Here is a 17,071-nt window from a genome sequence, read left to right as displayed (position 1 = left end):
GCAAATATAAGCATTTCTGTCTTTTGTGAATACTCTATGTTTGGCTAAATTGCAATGCTTTGGCATTGTTTGTAGCTTGCTTCTGATTTAAATGTAAGGAAACTTGACAAAAAGGAATTGCGTATATATGCTGTGATTATCCGGCGCGATGAGGTGCCGGAATAATCTCACGAAGGAGAGAGATATGCGATCCCACACTCAGCGTTTGATGGTTTGCGCAGCTTCTTTCGCGGCCCTGTGCATGGGTCTTGCAGGATGCGGTTCCGACACTGCCAGCTCCGGCGGGGATTCCGGAGAGGTTGTCAACCTTACGTACATGCATCGTCTTCCGGATTCCGAAGGCATGACTTTGGTCAAAGACATTGTTGCCAAGTGGAACAAGGATCATCCGAATATTCAGGTCAAGGCCACCAAGTTCGACGGTGCCGCGCAAGACATGATCAAGAAGCTTGAAACCGACGTCAAGGCCGGCAATGCTCCGGATCTTGCACAGGTCGGCTACTCCGAAGTGCCTGAGGTGTTCACCAAAGGTCTGCTCGAAGACGTGACCGAAGAGGCCGCGAAGTACAAGAGCGACTTCGCCGAAGGCCCATACTCCATGATGCAGATTGATGGCAAGACCTATGGCCTGCCGCAGGATACCGGCCCGCTCGTGTACTTCTACAACCAGAAGGCCTTCGATGAGCTGGGCATCAAGGTTCCCAAAACCAAAGACGAGCTGATTGCAGCGGCAAAGACCGCGGCTGCGTCCGGCAAGTACATCATGGATTACGAAGCCGATGAGGCCGGTAACATTTTTGCCGGTCTGTCCAACGCTTCCGACCCGTGGTACACCGTCAAGAACGACGCTTGGGTGGTCAACACCAACGGCAGCGGTTCGCAGGCTTTTGCTGAAACCTTCCAGGAACTGATCGACAACAAGGCCACGCTGACTAACCCGCGTTGGGTGCCGTCGTTCGACGCATCCCTGCAGGATGGCACGCTGATCGGCAACATCGGCGCCGCTTGGGAGGCTCCGCTGTTCAAGGACTCCGCAGGAGACACCGGCAAGGGTGACTGGCGTGTCACCCAGATCGGTGACTGGTTCGGCAATGGCACCAGCACCGGCCCTGACGGTGGTTCCGGCGTCGCAGTGCTCAAGGGTTGTGAGCACAAGGCCGAAGCCATGGAATTCCTCGACTGGTTCAACACTCAGGTTGAGGATCTGACATCCCAGGGTCTGATTGTGGCTGCCAACACCGAAACCGCGAAGACCCCTGAATCCTGGAGCGAATTCTACGGTGGCCAAGACGTGATGAAGGAATTCGCTACTGCCAACGACAACATGGTCGCATTCAACTACATGCCGGGCTACTCCGCTGTCTCCTCAGCCATGCAGGAAGCCGCCGACAAGGCAACCGACGGTTCCGGCAAGGTGGCGGACGTGTTCCCTGTGGCACAGCAGACCTCCATCGACACCCTCAAGAACTACGGCCTGTCTGTAGCGAAGTGATCGACGTATGGAGTCGGAGATCACCCGCTCTGATTCCATAACCCTTCCAACAACGGTGTGGAGCCAACGTGGCACACGGCTTCGCACCGTTGTTCATAACATTCCTTACGAATATTCCTCCCCGTGAATATTCCTCCCCGTGAATATTCCCTATGAATCGATTTAGCTGATTCGACGGAGCGGCTGAAACCGGCACTCCTCTCCCGTGACGAAGATTCGGATACGGCGATTCGAACTGTGAAAGATGCCCCCAACGATGAGTGGCATCCGATGCGAAAGATAGGTACATCATGACTGCAACAACGCAAGCGGCGAAACCAAAGCGCACTGAAGCGCAACGCCGCGAGAATCGAACAGGATGGGCGTTCATGGCGCCATTCGGCATACTGTTCGCCATCGTATTCATCATCCCGATTTTCTATGCCATCTACTCCAGTTTCTTCCGTCAGGTCACCGAAGGCGGTGGCGCTTACGGCGGCGGCGAATTGGTGAATAAATTCGTAGGGTTCCAGAATTTCGAATATGTGCTTACGTCCGGCGATTTCTGGTCCGGTGTGGGCAGAGTGCTGATCTACACCCTCATTCAGGTTCCGTTGATGATTGTCATCGCGCTGGCTTTGGCGATGGTCATCGATTCGTTCGTGGTCAAGCACATCACGGGCTTCCGTCTCGGCTACTTCCTGCCGTACGCCATTCCAGGTGTGGTTGCATCCATCATTTGGGTGTACCTGTATAACGGTCAGATTTCGCCGATTGTCAAAGGTCTTGCGGCCATCGGAATAAACGTTGATTTCTTCAGTAAAAACATAGTGCTCGCCTCCATGGCGAACATCACCACATGGACGTTCACCGGCTACAACATGCTGATCTTCCTGGCCGCACTGCAGGCCATTCCACACGAGCTGTACGAAGCCGCACGCATCGACGGCGCAAGCGGATGGCAGATCTCCATGCGCATCAAACTGCCGAACGTGCGTTCCGCGGCACTGCTGTCCATGTTGCTGTCCATCGTCGGCACAATCCAGCTATTCAACGAACCGCAGATCATGCAGACCGCCGATCCAGGCATCTCCAAAACCTATACGCCAATGATGATGGCCATGAACACATCCCAAGGCACACTGACCCCAGGCGGCGACGGACCTGCATCGGCGGTCGCCATCGTTATGGCACTGATCGCAGGCATTCTCGCCATGGTCTACGCACTGGTCGAGAGGAAGGCGAACGAGCAATGAGCACCGCAGTCGAAACAAGAAAAGACGAACGCGCCCGCAGAAAGGCGGAACGCATGATGGAGAAGCAGCGTGAAGCAGCCGAGCATGATCTGCCACGCTCCATGCGCCCATCGCCGATTGCCAAAACCATTACCGTAATCGTGCTCGTCGTAGCGTTGATCTACTTCCTGTTCCCGATCTACTGGGCTATCATCGCATCCACCAAAACCCCATCGCAGCTGACTAGCAGCAACGGATTGTGGTTTGCCGTCGGACTTGACCAGATTCCCGACGCCATCGCCACCAACTATTCGAAGCTCATGGGATGGACCCGTGGTCAATTCTGGCGTTGGGTGCTGAATTCCCTGATTTACTCCGGAGTTTCCGCACTGATCGGCACAATCATTTCGGTGATGGCCGGCTACGCCACCGCAAAATTCAACTTCCGAGGTAAGGTCATCGCCATCGGCGTGGTCATGGGATGCATGCTGATGCCGGTCGCACTACTCACCATTCCGCAGTACTCCATCTTCCACGCACTGCGCCTGACCAACACCATGCTAGCGATCATCATCCCGTGCTGTGTTTCGCCATTCGGCTTCTTCCTGGGGCGCGTATACGCGCAAACCTCCGTGCCGAACGAACTGTTGGAAGCGGCCCGCATCGACGGTGCCGGTGAAGCGAGAATCTTCTTCACCATCGTGCTCCGCCTGCTCGCTCCGGCCATGGTGACCATTTTCCTGTTCCTCTTCGTGGGAACGTGGAACAACTTCCTGCTGCCGTTGATGATGGTTTCCTCCGATACCCTCAAGCCGGTCACACTCGGCCTGTATGGCATGGTATCGCTCGCCACCTTCAACGATCGCGGATCGCTGATGATGGGTGCACTGCTCGGCGTGCTGCCGGTGATTGTGCTCTTCCTCGGTCTGCAGCGTTACTGGCAGGCAGGTCTTGCGGCAGGCGCGGTCAAGGGCTGACAGGTATCCATCCAACTCCGTGCGTGGCGTAAACGCTGCGCACGGGTGCCCGGAGCAACGGAACAACCGCAATCCGGGCACTTATCCTATTCCAGGCAGGTACATGCAATGAACGCAAGACTGCATCGCAATAATCGTCCGCAAGGATGCGTCGGCATCGACATCGGCGGAACGAAAATCGAAGGCGTACTGCTCGACGCGATGGACCGCGTCATCGACGTTTACCGTATGCCATCGCACTCCGGTGAAAACAATGTTGTATCCGACATCGTGCGTGTCGCCCGCATACTTTCCAACGAACCGTTGCCCATCGGCATCGGTATTCCGGGACAGGTGAACTGCGCAACCGGGCAAGTGCGCAATGTTGTCAATCTCGGCATCGAAACCTTGGAACTCGGCGAACGCGTCAGTGAAATTATGCACGCTCCGGTTTACGTGGAAAACGATGTGAACGCGGCTGCGGTCGGAGCCGCGGAATTCGTGGAACACGTGGACGGCAACGCAACCGTGGTGTTCCTCAACTTCGGCACCGGCCTCGCCGCAGGGCTTGTACGCGACGGGCAAGCCGAACACGGGTACAGCGGATTCATCGGCGAAATCGGACACCTGCCCGTCGACCCGAACGGTTTCGAATGCCCATGCGGGCAGCGCGGGTGCTTGGAAACCGTGGCATCCGGCGGAGCCGTGGCAAAACTCTGGCCCTCCGCCAACCCGCCAATGCCTGACCTCATCCGCAAAGCGCGGCAAGGAGACAAGCGTGCCAACGACGTGCTTGGCAAAGTGGCGCACGGCATGGGGGATGTCATCCAAATCGCCGCCCAAGCCTATGATCCGCAACGTATCATCATCGGCGGAGGCATGGCGAAAACCGGCAATGATCTCATCGAAGTCATTCAAGCCGAACTGAGCCGCAGGGCAGAAGGTTGCCGATTCCTGAACACACTCGACATCGCATCGAAAATCAGAATCGCAGCGGTCGATAAACCAATCGGTGCAATCGGTGCCGCGCTCGCAGCAAAACGAGCGTAGCTGGGAAACCAAACAATATAAGCGACGTGAAACAAGTCGCAGGTAATCGCACGATAATCCGCGTAAAACGGCGAATTAGCAAGCTGAAAGGCAAATCGATGACAAGCGAGAACACCCGCGAATGGGCGATCATTCCCGAACCAAGCAGTATAACGGTCGGCGAAGGTACGGTATTGCTGCCTTACGCGGACCGTGTGAACGAATCCATTGCAATTGGCGATGGCGATTATCTGCTTGCACGTCAGCTTGTTGCCGACATACATTCCGTGACAGGGTTTGATTGGGATGTTGCGACTGGCGACATGTGGCCTGGATTCATCAGTTTGCATATTGCGGATTCGGGCGCAGCGGAAGAAGATGGCATTCCCGGTGCATACACGCTGACTGTCGATACTAACGGCATTGCGATTACCGCTCGCGATTTCGAGGGTGTGCGCAACGGTGTGCAGACCCTGCGTCAGCTCATACGGCAAAACGGTGTCGTGCTACCAGTGCTGCAGATCGAAGATGCTCCCGCATATCAGATCAGGGGATATTACTTAGATGCGACGCGCGGCCGCGTGCCAACGCTCGCATGGCTCAAACAGTGGGCCGACAAACTCTGCCTCTACAAATACAACCAGCTGCAGCTCTACATCGAGCATACGTTCGCATTCGACGGCATGAGCGAAACGTGGCGTGGCTCAAGCCCGCTCACTCCGGCAGACATACTCGAATTCGACCAATATTGTGCGAACCTTGGCATCGAACTCGTGCCGTCAGTCTCCACATTCGGCCACCAATACGTGGCGATGCGCACGCAGGAACTGCGCGAACTTGGCGAATTCCCCGAAGACGCAGACCGGCCGTTCAGCTTCATCGAACGCATGAGGCACCACACGCTCAACGTCGCCGACGATCGAGCCTTCGCATTCTCCACGCAACTGGTCGACTCGTACCTGCAACTTTTCCGCACGAAACGATTCAATATCTGCGCCGACGAAACCTTTGACCTCGGCAAAGGCAAGTCGAAGCAGGAAGCTCAACGCGTAGGCGTCGCAACGCTGTACGCAACATACGTGGGCAAACTCTGCGAACACCTTTCCCAGCAAGGCCATGAGCCCATGTTTTGGGGAGACATCGCCATCGAGATGCCGGAAATTCTCGAAACCCTGCCAAACAACGTCACCCTGCTGAACTGGCAGTACGAACCGAAAGCGACCGACGAGAAAATCCAACTTGTGGCGAAAGCCGGAGCCAAACAAATCGTATGCCCGGCCGTATGGGGGTGGAATGCGCTGCTCCCTCGCATCGACGACGCGTGGAACAACATTGCACGCATCGCACGATACGGCCGCGACTGCGGTGCGGAAGGCATGCTCGTCACCGATTGGGGCGATTTTGGGCATGTCAACGATCCGCGCATGGCCGTGCCTGGCATGATATTCGGTGCGCAATATGCGTGGAATCCAACAGAAAATATTGCTGGAGATACTGACGAAAATAGTGCCGAAAATGATTTGCTCGCGCGTATTTCGCGCGTCGAATATGACGATTGCAGCGCACGGTTCGTCACATTGCTCCGTAGCGCTTCCGCGCAAGCCGCATTCACTTGGCGTGAGCTTGTGGAATATCTCGAATTGGATGATGGTACGGGAAATTGCAATACCGATGTTGCGCAAACTATCCCATGCTTGACCGAGCGTCTTGCCAATCCGGGAAACGCATTGACTTTGCGTGAGGCGCGCGATCGCATGATGCGCAATATGGCAACGACAATCGAACGAATTCCGCAAGCCAATCGTAAGCTGCAGCAATGCATGGTTGAAATTGCGCCGATTATGGCGCATATAGGAAAGCCGGGCATTGCAGCTGCCGTGCGTATCGCCATGGAAGGCCAGCTGTTGCTCAATCGAGTGGGATTCGCGCTCGCCGGCGCGCATGACGTGCGTGATGCGCATGACGTTGACGATCAGCAGCCCTCCGACTGCTGTGCGCTGGCACGCGATCTCGAATGCTGGTGCGAGGCCTATGCGAAGGAATGGGCTGTGACGAGTCAACCATCGGAACTGCATCGCATTCAGGAAACCGTGTGGAAAGCGGCCGACGAGTTGCGGCGAATCAGCAAATAAATCATCAAACAAATTCTCAAGTAATCAGCAAACGAGAACGTCAATCCAAGTTCAATGAAAGGAACATCATGACCGAAGTCATCATCGTGAAAAACGAGCGCGAAGCGGGCGATATTTACGGCCGTTCAGTCGCCGATCTCATCAAAACCAAGCCGAATGCGGTATTGGGTCTGGCAACCGGATCCAGTCCGCTCGCCGCATACCAGTCGCTCGCACGCATTGTACACAGCGAGCATATTGACGTATCGCAGGTGCGCGGTTTCGCATTGGACGAATACTTGGGATTGCCGCTTGATCACCCGCAGTCGTACCATTCCACCATTCACCGCACTGTTGTGGAACCGCTTGGACTGAACCCTGATTTGGTGCACGTGCCTGGTGACGTGCTTGACGGGGCGCCGCTGAGCGACGGCGAACGCATTGCGGCTGCCGGACCTGCCTACGACAGGGCAATTGAAGAGGCGGGTGGCATCGACGTGCAGATTCTGGGCATTGGCACGGATGGGCATGTCGGTTTCAACGAACCGGGATCATCGCTTGCTTCCGGCACGCGTGTCAAAACGCTGGTTGAACAGACGCGCATCGACAACGCCCGATTCTTTGACGACGACATCAACAAGGTGCCTACGCATTGCATCACGCAGGGCATTGGTACGATTCTCAAGGCTCGTCACTTGGTGCTGCTTGCCTTCGGATCAGGCAAGGCTGAAGCTGTGGCCGAAACGGTGGAGGGTGGTGTGAGCGCGTTCTGTCCGGCGTCCGCGTTGCAAATGCATCCGCACGCCACCATTATTGTGGACGAAGAGGCTGCGAGCCGCCTACGTCACAAGGACTATTACCGTTACGCCTACGCTCACAAGCCCGCCTGGCAGCACATCTGATTGCTGCTCCGCAGTCGGTGTCCGCTAGCGTCCGGATTCTTCCATTCGCTGGAACATTCTGGACGCTTTTCGGCCTGTCATCGGGATGATTCTTCCACTCACTGGAAGTTTTTGGACAGTACGAGGGTATTTCGCCGTCCCAATTCTTCCAGTGACTGGAGGAATTGGGACTCTGAGGTGGCTGTTAGCGGGAGGATTTCTCCACCGACTGGAGGTTTTTGGACGCTGATGGGCTTGTCGGCGGGGTAATTCTTCCACTGACTGGAAGAATTGGATGTTAATTGAGGAATATGGCTGGAAGTGAGTCGGAAGGTTTGAATATGGAACAGTCTCGGGAGCGTTTTGCGAATGAGGTGGACATTGCGTTGGCGCAGTCGGCCCGCCCGTTTGCGATTCACAATGCGCGCAAAGTCGATGCGCGAGGTGTTGCGGAACATTATTGGATAGTTTCCGATGGTAGTGCGATTATTGCGACTGGTAATCGGGACGATGATTTTGCTGCGGCTTGCGCAAGCGTCGGTTTGGATGCGGAGGCTGCAGTTGGTGCCGATGCTGATTCCGGTTCGGTCAGTTCGGCTGGTTCCGGAAATTCCATGACCGGTTCGACCGGTTCCGTAACCGACGCTGCAGGCTGCATGATGACTCCCGGTTACGTCGACATTCATGCGCACGGTTCGTGGGGGAGCTCCTTCGATGATGGCGTGCAAGGCATACGCACGGCTCGCGCAGGTCATATGATGCACGGCACCACCCGCCAAGTGCTCAGTTTGATCACCAATCCGCTTGATGTGATGTGCGCCAATCTTCAAACCGTGCGTGGCATGATGAATGCTCGCCCTGACATTCTTGGCGCGCATTTGGAAGGTCCGTTCCTCGCGTTGTCTCGCAAAGGTGCGCATGATCCGGAATGCTTGAAGGATCCGGTTCCCGAATATGTTGATCGTCTTTTGCAAGCGGCAAACGGCTGTTTGCGGCAGATTACCATTGCGCCCGAATTGCCTCACGGTATTGATGCGATTCGTCGTTTTGCAGCGGCCGGAGTGGTTCCTGCGGTAGGGCATTGCGATGCCGATTATGCAACTGCCTGCAGGGGTTTTGATGCGGGTGCCGGCATTATGACGCACATGTTCAACGCGATGAATGGCTTGCATCATCGTAAGCCAGGTCCGATTCCGGCTGCCGTTGAAGATCCGCGCGTCACTATCGAGCTGATCAATGATGGTTTTCATGTGCAGGATTCGATGGTGCGTTTGGGATTCGGTTTCGCACCGCATCGCATGGCATTCGTAACCGATGCCATGGCTGCCACCGATTGCCCGGATGGTCATTATTTGCTGGGTGCGTTGGATGTGGATGTGATTGATGGTCACGCTCGGCTCGTGTCGAATGGTGCGATTGCCGGTTCCACGCTGACATTGGAAAAGGCTGTTCAGCGTGCGGTGCTCGAATTAGGATTCGCGCCCACCGACGCAGTGGAAGCCGCCACATTGACTCCGGCCAAAGCATTCGGTTTCGACCGTGCGAACCCGGTCACCAAGAATCCGCTCGGTCTGCTAGCCCCCGGCTACGCTGCCGATGTGCTCCTGCTCGACCCCGCCACTTGGTCCGTCTCTCACGTCTGGTGCGACGCCCACCTTCTTCGTTGAGGCGTGATTGCTGAAACGTAATTGCAAGGACCGGCTCCGTAACAGGATGCCGGTCCTTGCTGTATCTCGAGTTTTGTTTTCAGTCTTGCGGGGTGAAACTGTCGCGTGCGACGAGACAGGTGGAGATTCGCATATGCTGGCTGATCGTGCGATTCGCGGTCAGTGCTTCGGCAAGCATGAGCGCTGCGGCTTTCGCGAGTTCGTCCTGGCTAATGTCGTACGACGACAATGCGGGAGATGTGTATTTCGCGATCTCCTGATTGTTGATGCTGATTACTTTGATATCTTGTGGCACTATCACATTTTCGGTGGCAAACGCCTGTAGCACGCCAACCGCCAACGGGTCGGCTGCAACGATCACTGCATCGGGCAGATCGTCCGCATGATCCTGCAGTAACTGATGCCCCTGCAAACGGCCGTTTTCCACAGTGAATGGGCCATTCGCATACACCAATCCCTGCACGTCCAAGTCCAAACGTAGCGTCCAATTGCGGAATGCGAACGTACGAATATCTTCCGGATATTCATGCTCGCCCATAATGGTGCCCAAGCCGCCTATGAAACCGATTCGCGAGCAGCCGGATGTCGTAAGCGCGTCAATTGCATCCAATATGGTCTGTTCCAAATCGGGTTGCACTGAATCGAACAATTCCGGCGCAGGATTGATGTCGATGAATACGCCGTGTGGAAGCTTCCTATGCAGGTGGTGCAGCGTCTTGCGACCCAATGGCGATGGGCCGATCGAAATGAATCCGGCGTATTTGTCGGCATTGGCGATCAGCGAATCCACGTCCTCATGCATGGTTACGTTCATGCGTTGCTCTTCAGCATGTTTGACGAGCGCTTCGCGCAACTCGTCGAAATACACGTCCTGCAAACCCTCGTCGGGAACGACATTGTCGAGAATCGCGACATCCTGCGGAATGGTAATGCGCTGATATTGCGGTACGTTCTTGTACCCCATTTCTAGACTAGCGTTTAGAATCTTCTCGCGGGTGGAATCCTTCACCGAAAAGGTGGGATCGTCCTTCAAAACCCTCGAAACAGTGGCTTGGGAGAAACCTACCCGTTTCGCTATCTCTCTGATAGTGGCCATTCGAATCCTCCTCGAAGCCATCGTTGGCTAAACACATTTACTAATTAATTTAGCATATATGCCTCCATCCTGCCGTATTCCCTCTAAGCGTTTCACGAGATGAAGCAATCGTGCGACAAACGAGACTCCTCTTTACTCAGCTTGCCTCGGGGCGGCTTCGGGCAATGAAGTGCCCATGGTTTCGAGGCGCATGAGGAACTCGTTGGCGCTCATGGCGTTGCTCAACAGCGTGCCCTCGGCGAGCGTGCCTCCGATGGAACGGATGAACTCAACCTGGTCCAGGGACTCCACGCCATCGAACACCACATGGAACGCATCGTTATCGCGCGAAATCTCGAGCGTGCGCTGCATGATCTGCTTTGCGCGAGGCGTACGGAAATCGCGAACCACCGTCTTGTCGAATCGTGCGAAATCCAATGGCAGATGCGCGAACGCGGCAACCTCCGAATACGTGGTGCCAGCATTGGTCAAACCCAACTCGACGTTCGGCAAAGCGGCAAGAGCGGCAACCTCATCATCAACTTCATCATGCACCACATGAATGGCATGCGATCCCAACTGCAGACCGAAACGCAGCTGTGGCTGCTCATGAGTCAACTGCTCCAAGCGCTCGTGGAAGATGGACGCGCCTAATTCCGAACCATTCATGCAAATGTCCACAATATCCAATTCGGGTGCCACCTTGCGGAACGCGGTCATGTCTTTCACGCAGGTTTCCAGCACGTCGAGCGTCAGCTGCACGCTCATGTTGAGACGATGCGCTTCAGCCGTTACGAAATACGGTGCCAGCGTACGGCCCTTCGCGTCATGCACGCGCACAATCGTATCCAGCGAAGTGATACGTTTCGTATTCACATCGAAAATCGGCTGGTAGAGCACGGAAATCGTATTGTCTTCGATCGCATGACGAAGCACGTCGGAAGCGTTGAAATAGTCTCCCGAACCATTCTGCGCGGCGAGCGTGGACGTCATGCCGTCGACTACGGGCAGATTGGAGCTCTCCGACTCGTAGATGTGCGCGCTCGCATCGGCAAGCAGCACGGCGAACCCGTCCGTCGCGTTCGAGAACGAAATGCTGCTCGACACGTCCACGGAAACCTCGCCTTCTTCGGTATACACCGGCATGACGGCAAGATTGCGCATGCGTGTGGCCAACTCCTCCACACCACTGGTTGACGTCACATCGGTTACGATCATGGCGAATTCCGCGCCGTTCACGCGCGAAAGCGTGGCGTTTTCCGGCAGCAGCTGGCTTAAACGCATGCCCACGGATCGCAGCACGGCATTGCCGATTTTGCGTCCATAATGTTCGTTGACGGTGCGCAAATGCTCCACGCTGAAATACACCACGGCAACCAGATTATGCACATTCTCGGTTTGCAGGCTCTTCAAATGCCCGATGAACGCACGATACGTGAGTGCTCCAGTCAGCGTATCCGTTTCCGATTCGGTGCGCAGCAGCGTCACTTCCTTGTTCACGCGTAACGATTCGGTAAGCACTTCGCCGCAGGTGAGCAATATCGTCTCGTCGGTCGACATGAACGGACGATTCCAAATACTGCGTTCCGTCGCGAGATAATACTGTCGCGAGCCGGTGGAAATAGGCGCGGAATAGCGGTAGGAATACCCTCTTTTATCAAGATTGTTTGCATTGCTGATGAAACAGCGCATGCGGGTGAGACCACGATTAATGCGTCTTACCACGGTCTCTTCCGGAACTTGATTCGGCAACGGCAGCGCGTCACTCACATTCGCTATGCATTTCAACGCACTTCGGGATCGCGCGAGCCGGCTCATCGTATCGACCGTCATCAGCAACAGCGAGCAGGCGATCAGTGCCAGCATGAACACGGAAAGCACGGTGGCAGTATCCGAGCCAATATTGGCGAACTCCAGAATTTCGGGAATCCACACAATCGCCATCAAATCAGCCAAAGCCATGGCAAGAATGTGAGACAGCGAATACTCGTGCATGGCTTTACGAATCGGAATTTGTACAAAAAAGAACGTTACAATATCACAAATCAATCGAATAATCGGCACTGCAGCAGTCATAATCAGTAATGGCAGCAACCAATGCTGAAATTGATAAGGATTAATCGCAGCATTGACGGAATTCTGTCTGATAATAATCGACAGTACGTGAGAAGTATTCGCAAATAATATTTTGATCAGTGGGATTGGCGCAAGTGTGGTTCCGGCGTGAAGAATGCCGATTTTCAGACTGCGTGCGGTGATGGTCGACGTGATGATGGTAACGATGATCAGGAACATGGCCACGTTGGGGAAATAGCCGGTTACCAGCAGTATGACGGTCAACGGTGGCAGCACGGTGTGTTCGGCGGCAACGCGATACGACGAACGCTTTTTGTGGTAGATCAGGCACAGCAGAAAACACAGCGACCATATGCAGATGCGCGCAGGGTCTTCCATAAGTTGCTGCACGCCTTCCTGCGCATGGAATGCGATTGCGGCCGCAATGCACAACGCATAGATGATGGCCAGAATGGTGATTCTGGCTGGTTTTCTGATACCGTCTTTTGGCTGGCTGCTGTTGATTGCCTGATGCTTTGATTGCTTCGATGTCATGATTGCCTGATTTCGTTCCCTTGTTTCACGTTGCTTCTTGCTGAAGAAGTGACGTCTGCCTGCCTATGTCTGCTTGTGCTTGCTTGCGTTGCCGCCGGCTACAGCACCGGTCCGATAATGCGCCACGGTGCGTTCGTGCCTTCCTCGGCGCTGTCCGGCTGCTCGTTTTCGTTGTTGCCCAACGATTCGTAGATATCGCCGTTCCAGATCACCTTGTCGCCTTGCTTGTACAATACGTCTGGCTCCCATGTGGGGTAGGCCTGCTGCGAGGAATTCCAACGTGCATTGTCGAAATCGACGAGCGTGCCCGGTGTGCCTCGGAAGCCCGAGCCCAAGGTGGTGGCGAATTCGCCGTTCGTCTGTTTCATGCCGCTGCAGAATGTTTTGAGCGTGTTTGTGTTCGTATAGTTTTCGCCGCATTGCTGGTCGCGATTCAGCGACCACATGCTTAAGTGGCCCAGGCTTGTTTCTAGCGCGAACGTGTTGATTTCGCGCGCATTGTCGAGCGTGAAATACTCGTTTTTGGTGTCGTTCTGGCCGATGAGTACGGTGGCTCCCAGCAGTTCCCAGATCTGATGGTCGCTGAAGAGTTTGCCGCGACTGTACAGCAAGGTTTTGTATTGCGCGTGGGCCGCGTTCAATGAGCTTTTGATCAGGGTGGATTGTGTGATCGACGTGGATGCCACGTTGAAATCCATGGTCATGAGATTCACGGTGGAAAGCGTCACGCCAGCGTCCAGAAACGCATTCACGGTTTGCATTCCTTGCATTGTAAGGCCTTTCGCGTCAGCTGGAAGCGTCAGGCTGATGATCAGATCGTGACTGGTATCGTCTTTTCCTTTGTTTTTCGCTTTTTCATTGGCGATGAGTTTTGCCACGGCTTGCGCTCGCCGGGTTGCGGTTTCGCTGTAGCCGTCGAGATTCTTGTTTTCGATATCGAAGTCGAGCGAGGTGATGTGATAGCGGTCGATCACCTGCTGGTATGCGTCGGCAAGCGCGTCGATGTCAGTGCATGCGGCGGCCAGCTCGGTACCGTTCTGGCCTCCGAAGCTGACGGTTACCGTGCGGTCGGTTTTGTAGGTTTGCGCGATACGGCTGTCAAGATCAAGCGTGGAAGCCGCTTCGTCGAGCGTGTAGTAGCCGCCCCAACTGGGCTGGCAGCCGTCGCCGGCGGTGATGAAACCGAGGGACACATTCCGGTAGACGTTGCCTACCTTGGATTCAAACTCATATGAGGGTGTCGCGGTCACGTCCACATAGCCGCCGAACCAGGGTTCCGGCAATTTCTTAGCCGCCGTTCGCGTGAAGGTGATCCACGACCATGTGCCGGCAGCAACGAGCGCGATGCACAGTATCGCTATGAACAATCGGAGGAAGGAAAATCGCCTTCCCGGAAACAAGGGTTTCATCATTCCCTTTCATCAAGAATCGTCAAGCTACCATGCCGATGGGGGCATCGGGTGGTCGAGCGGGCTATGCCCCGCTTGGCTTCAGTGCGCAGGCGGGTGATTTTACGGGGGATTGGGTATCCCTCTCGTGCGCTGGCTCTCTTATATCTTGCTAACAGTAAGGGAGTGTAGTATGTGGCTGGTACGAAGATTTTAGGCATTGATGTATGTTTTTGCGTCGATGAGGCGGCGCCGGCAATTCAAAGGGGTTTGAGGTGGCAAGAATAGGGGATGCTGAAGGTGGTGATCGCAAACATCAGTGGGGAGCGGAAACCTCCACACAACCGCTTGCGATTATGCATGGCAAGCCTTCGCCGACGCGCGTTGTGCTCGGTTACGTTGCCATCATCTGCACGGTTATTTCATGGCTTATCTACATGATCACGATGATTTTGTCATTGTTCGTCAACAATCCTTCGCTCACGTTACGTTTCGTGGTTGAAGGCGTGCTGTACATGACGATTGTGACCACGCTGATTTTCAGTGCGCTCGTCTATCTGGTCACACGGCAGGGCGCGCTATATCGCTTCATCCGACATGAACGCGTGCCTCGGGCGATGCTCGACGACCATTTCGCACATAACTACAACAAAGGCATCACCGTACTGATCCCATCGTATGTGGAACAGCCGAAAGTTGTCGAAAAAACAATCTGGTCGGCGGCATTGCAGGAATTTCCCGACCTTGCAGTCGTACTCCTAATCGACGATCCTCCGCATCCTAAAAATGATGAGGCGCGAGCGATTCTCAAAGCAAGCCGTGAACTCATGCCGAAAGTATTAGCCGAATTGGCGGCACCTGCGGAACGTTTCACAAAAGCGCGCGACGAAACCGCTGCGGCGTTCGCCGATCAGATGGACGCAAGGCGTAGCGTGGTCGCACGCTGTGCGGAAGACTATCGTGCGGCCGCGCAATGGTTGGAGCATAAGGCCGACACATGGCTGGTCGAAGATCATACCGACGATTTCTTCTGCGATCAGGTATTGCGCGGTCTTGCACGCGACCTGCGTTTGACGGAACAGGCGTTGAACGAATCGATCACATTGCAGCAGCATGTCGACGCGAATCGCATTCTGCAACTGTATGAACGTTTGGTGCGTATCTTCACCGCAAAAGGATGGTCTTTCGAACGCAAACTGTACGCATCGACTTCCCGCGAAGGCAACAAGGCCATGAATCTGAATTCCTTCATCGGATTGATGGGACACTCGCTCAAACGTGTGGAAACTTCCGATGGGGTGATTTTGCGTGACGTGCGTGAGGGCGAATCTCCGGATTTCGTGATGCGCAATTCCGAATATGTGCTGACGTTGGATGCCGATTCCATGCTGCTGCGTGATTACTGCCTGCGTTTGGTGTACCAGATGGAACAGCCGGGCAATGAGCGCGTGGCCGTGATTCAGACTCCGTATTCCTCGTATCGTGGAGCGCCGACGCGAATCGAACGTATTGCGGCCGCCACCACTGACATTCAGCATATGCTGCATCAGGGTATGACGTACTATGATGCCACGTTCTGGGTGGGTGCGAATGCGGTGATCCGCAAGGCCGCGCTTGACGATATTTGCGTGGTCTCGACCGAGGGCACGCGTACGGTGAAAACGTATATTCAGGATCGTACGGTAATCGAAGACACCGAATCCAGTATTGATTTGGGCTATTTCGGCTGGCATTTGGTCAATTATCCGGAGCGGTTGAGCTATAGTGCCACGCCTCCGGATTTCGGCTCGCTGGTGGTGCAGCGGCGGCGTTGGGCGAACGGTGGTCTGCTGATCATCGGCAAATTCTTCCGCATTGTGCATGCGCGGCATCAGCAGGGCAATGATGTGAAGCTGGGCGAGTGGGCGTTGCGCGTGAACTACATGGCGTCCATCGCATGGTCGAGCTTCGGCTTGATGTTCCTGTTGGCGTATCCGTTCGATCAGCGGTTGCTGAGCCCATGGGTGGTGTTCGCTTCGTTGCCGTATTTTGCCACCATGTCGAGCGATTTGAAGCGTAACGGGTATAAGCGTTCCGATATTTTCCGTATTTACGGTTTCAATATCGTGCTGTTGACGGTGAATCTTTCCGGTACGCTCAAGTCGATTCAGCAGGGCATGACGAATACGAAGATTCCGTTTGCGCGTACGCCGAAAGTCAATAATCGTACCGCTTCTCCGGCCTTGTATGTGACGATGCCGTGGGTGATCATTATTTATTCGTGCATGGTGTTCTATGCCGATACGTTTTCGCATAATTGGGGTAACGCGGTGTTCGCCGGATTCAATGCGATCGTGACGTTCTGGGCGCTGACCGCGTATATCGGCATCTGGCATTCCGTGCAAGACATGGTGGTTGGCCTGATTCGCTGGTTCTTCGTACCGATCAAGGAACCGCAGCAGGAAGCGGCCCGCAAGAAGGCCTCCTGGCGTGACGCCCTCTACTTCGGCGATCGTCAAATGATCTACGAGTCCCGCCCGCTGTAGCGCGCTCCCCGTGTCTGTCTGCACTTTCTTGGGGTTTAAAAAGCCGTGTAGCAAAAAATCTTGTCACGTGTTTGGATCGAATCTCCGTGTGGCACTGTTGTGGATGCCGTAAAGTAGCGGGAA

11 protein-coding genes are annotated in these 17,071 nt (G+C 55.0%); 8 read left to right on the top strand and 3 right to left on the bottom strand.

What is annotated here, in order from left to right; genetic code table 11:
- Positions 1-184 precede the first annotated feature (184 nt).
- The 7 genes from NBH13_RS08240 (at position 185) to NBH13_RS08210 (ending at position 9,350) form a co-directional block, all read left to right on the top strand.
- Positions 185-1,492, top strand: a complete 1,308-nt coding sequence (locus tag NBH13_RS08240; protein WP_250779545.1) for an ABC transporter substrate-binding protein — start codon at positions 185-187, stop codon at positions 1,490-1,492.
- 290 nt (positions 1,493-1,782) lie between these two features.
- Positions 1,783-2,727, top strand: coding sequence for a carbohydrate ABC transporter permease (locus NBH13_RS08235; protein ID WP_072043673.1), 945 nt, complete (start codon positions 1,783-1,785; stop codon positions 2,725-2,727).
- A complete protein-coding gene (locus tag NBH13_RS08230; protein WP_250779544.1) occupies positions 2,724-3,683 on the top strand; it encodes a carbohydrate ABC transporter permease in 960 nt (319 codons plus the stop codon). The genes NBH13_RS08235 and NBH13_RS08230 overlap by 4 nt, the downstream gene beginning before the upstream one ends.
- A gap of 108 nt (positions 3,684-3,791) precedes the next feature.
- Positions 3,792-4,712, top strand: a complete 921-nt coding sequence (locus NBH13_RS08225; RefSeq protein ID WP_144164268.1) for an ROK family protein — start codon at positions 3,792-3,794, stop codon at positions 4,710-4,712.
- 98 nt (positions 4,713-4,810) lie between these two features.
- Positions 4,811-6,823 (top strand): beta-N-acetylhexosaminidase, encoded by a 2,013-nt coding sequence (locus tag NBH13_RS08220; protein ID WP_250779543.1) that lies wholly within the window; start codon positions 4,811-4,813, stop codon positions 6,821-6,823.
- 68 nt (positions 6,824-6,891) lie between these two features.
- Entirely contained in the window at positions 6,892-7,704 is an 813-nt protein-coding gene (gene nagB / locus NBH13_RS08215; protein ID WP_250779542.1) for a glucosamine-6-phosphate deaminase, read from the top strand.
- Between the two features lie 290 nt (positions 7,705-7,994).
- The gene (locus NBH13_RS08210) at positions 7,995-9,350 is read left to right on the top strand and encodes an N-acetylglucosamine-6-phosphate deacetylase (RefSeq protein WP_502801767.1); all 1,356 of its coding nucleotides are present in this window, start codon (positions 7,995-7,997) and stop codon (positions 9,348-9,350) included.
- A 79-nt stretch (positions 9,351-9,429) separates the two neighbouring features.
- On the opposite strand, the gene NBH13_RS08205 is transcribed toward NBH13_RS08210, so the two are convergent.
- From NBH13_RS08205 to NBH13_RS08195, 3 genes are all read right to left on the bottom strand, one after another.
- Positions 9,430-10,446: a LacI family DNA-binding transcriptional regulator gene (locus tag NBH13_RS08205; RefSeq protein ID WP_250779541.1), complete on the bottom strand. Its 1,017-nt coding sequence runs from the start codon at positions 10,444-10,446 to the stop codon at positions 9,430-9,432.
- A gap of 132 nt (positions 10,447-10,578) precedes the next feature.
- Positions 10,579-13,035, bottom strand: a complete 2,457-nt coding sequence (locus NBH13_RS08200) for an EAL domain-containing protein (protein ID WP_250779540.1) — start codon at positions 13,033-13,035, stop codon at positions 10,579-10,581.
- A 98-nt stretch (positions 13,036-13,133) separates the two neighbouring features.
- A complete protein-coding gene (locus NBH13_RS08195; RefSeq protein ID WP_250779539.1) occupies positions 13,134-14,402 on the bottom strand; it encodes a chitinase in 1,269 nt (422 codons plus the stop codon).
- Positions 14,403-14,698: 296 nt separating this feature from the next.
- On the opposite strand from NBH13_RS08195, the gene NBH13_RS08745 reads away from it, so the two are divergent.
- On the top strand, positions 14,699-16,948 hold the full coding sequence (locus tag NBH13_RS08745; protein WP_144171093.1) for a glycosyltransferase family 2 protein: 2,250 nt from the start codon (positions 14,699-14,701) through the stop codon (positions 16,946-16,948).
- Positions 16,949-17,071 lie beyond the last annotated feature (123 nt).

Source organism: Bifidobacterium intestinale (genome assembly GCF_023656765.1).
In the GTDB taxonomy this organism is placed as follows: domain Bacteria; phylum Actinomycetota; class Actinomycetes; order Actinomycetales; family Bifidobacteriaceae; genus Bifidobacterium; species Bifidobacterium hominis.
The sequence above is the reverse complement of the archived record's forward strand: the minus strand, read 5'-3'. Positions and strand labels throughout refer to the sequence as shown.

What these genes read in the sequence shown, in the direction of transcription:
- NBH13_RS08240 (WP_250779545.1), top strand. Translation starts at nt 185, where the DNA reads ATGCGATCCCACACTCAGCGTTTGATGGTTTGCGCAGCTTCTTTCGCG.
- NBH13_RS08235 (WP_072043673.1), top strand. Translation starts at nt 1,783, where the DNA reads ATGACTGCAACAACGCAAGCGGCGAAACCAAAGCGCACTGAAGCGCAA.
- NBH13_RS08230 (WP_250779544.1), top strand. Translation starts at nt 2,724, where the DNA reads ATGAGCACCGCAGTCGAAACAAGAAAAGACGAACGCGCCCGCAGAAAG.
- NBH13_RS08225 (WP_144164268.1), top strand. Translation starts at nt 3,792, where the DNA reads ATGAACGCAAGACTGCATCGCAATAATCGTCCGCAAGGATGCGTCGGC.
- NBH13_RS08220 (WP_250779543.1), top strand. Translation starts at nt 4,811, where the DNA reads ATGACAAGCGAGAACACCCGCGAATGGGCGATCATTCCCGAACCAAGC.
- nagB (WP_250779542.1), top strand. Translation starts at nt 6,892, where the DNA reads ATGACCGAAGTCATCATCGTGAAAAACGAGCGCGAAGCGGGCGATATT.
- NBH13_RS08210 (WP_502801767.1), top strand. Translation starts at nt 7,995, where the DNA reads ATGGCTGGAAGTGAGTCGGAAGGTTTGAATATGGAACAGTCTCGGGAG.
- NBH13_RS08205 (WP_250779541.1), bottom strand. Translation starts at nt 10,446, where the DNA reads ATGGCCACTATCAGAGAGATAGCGAAACGGGTAGGTTTCTCCCAAGCC.
- NBH13_RS08200 (WP_250779540.1), bottom strand. Translation starts at nt 13,035, where the DNA reads ATGACATCGAAGCAATCAAAGCATCAGGCAATCAACAGCAGCCAGCCA.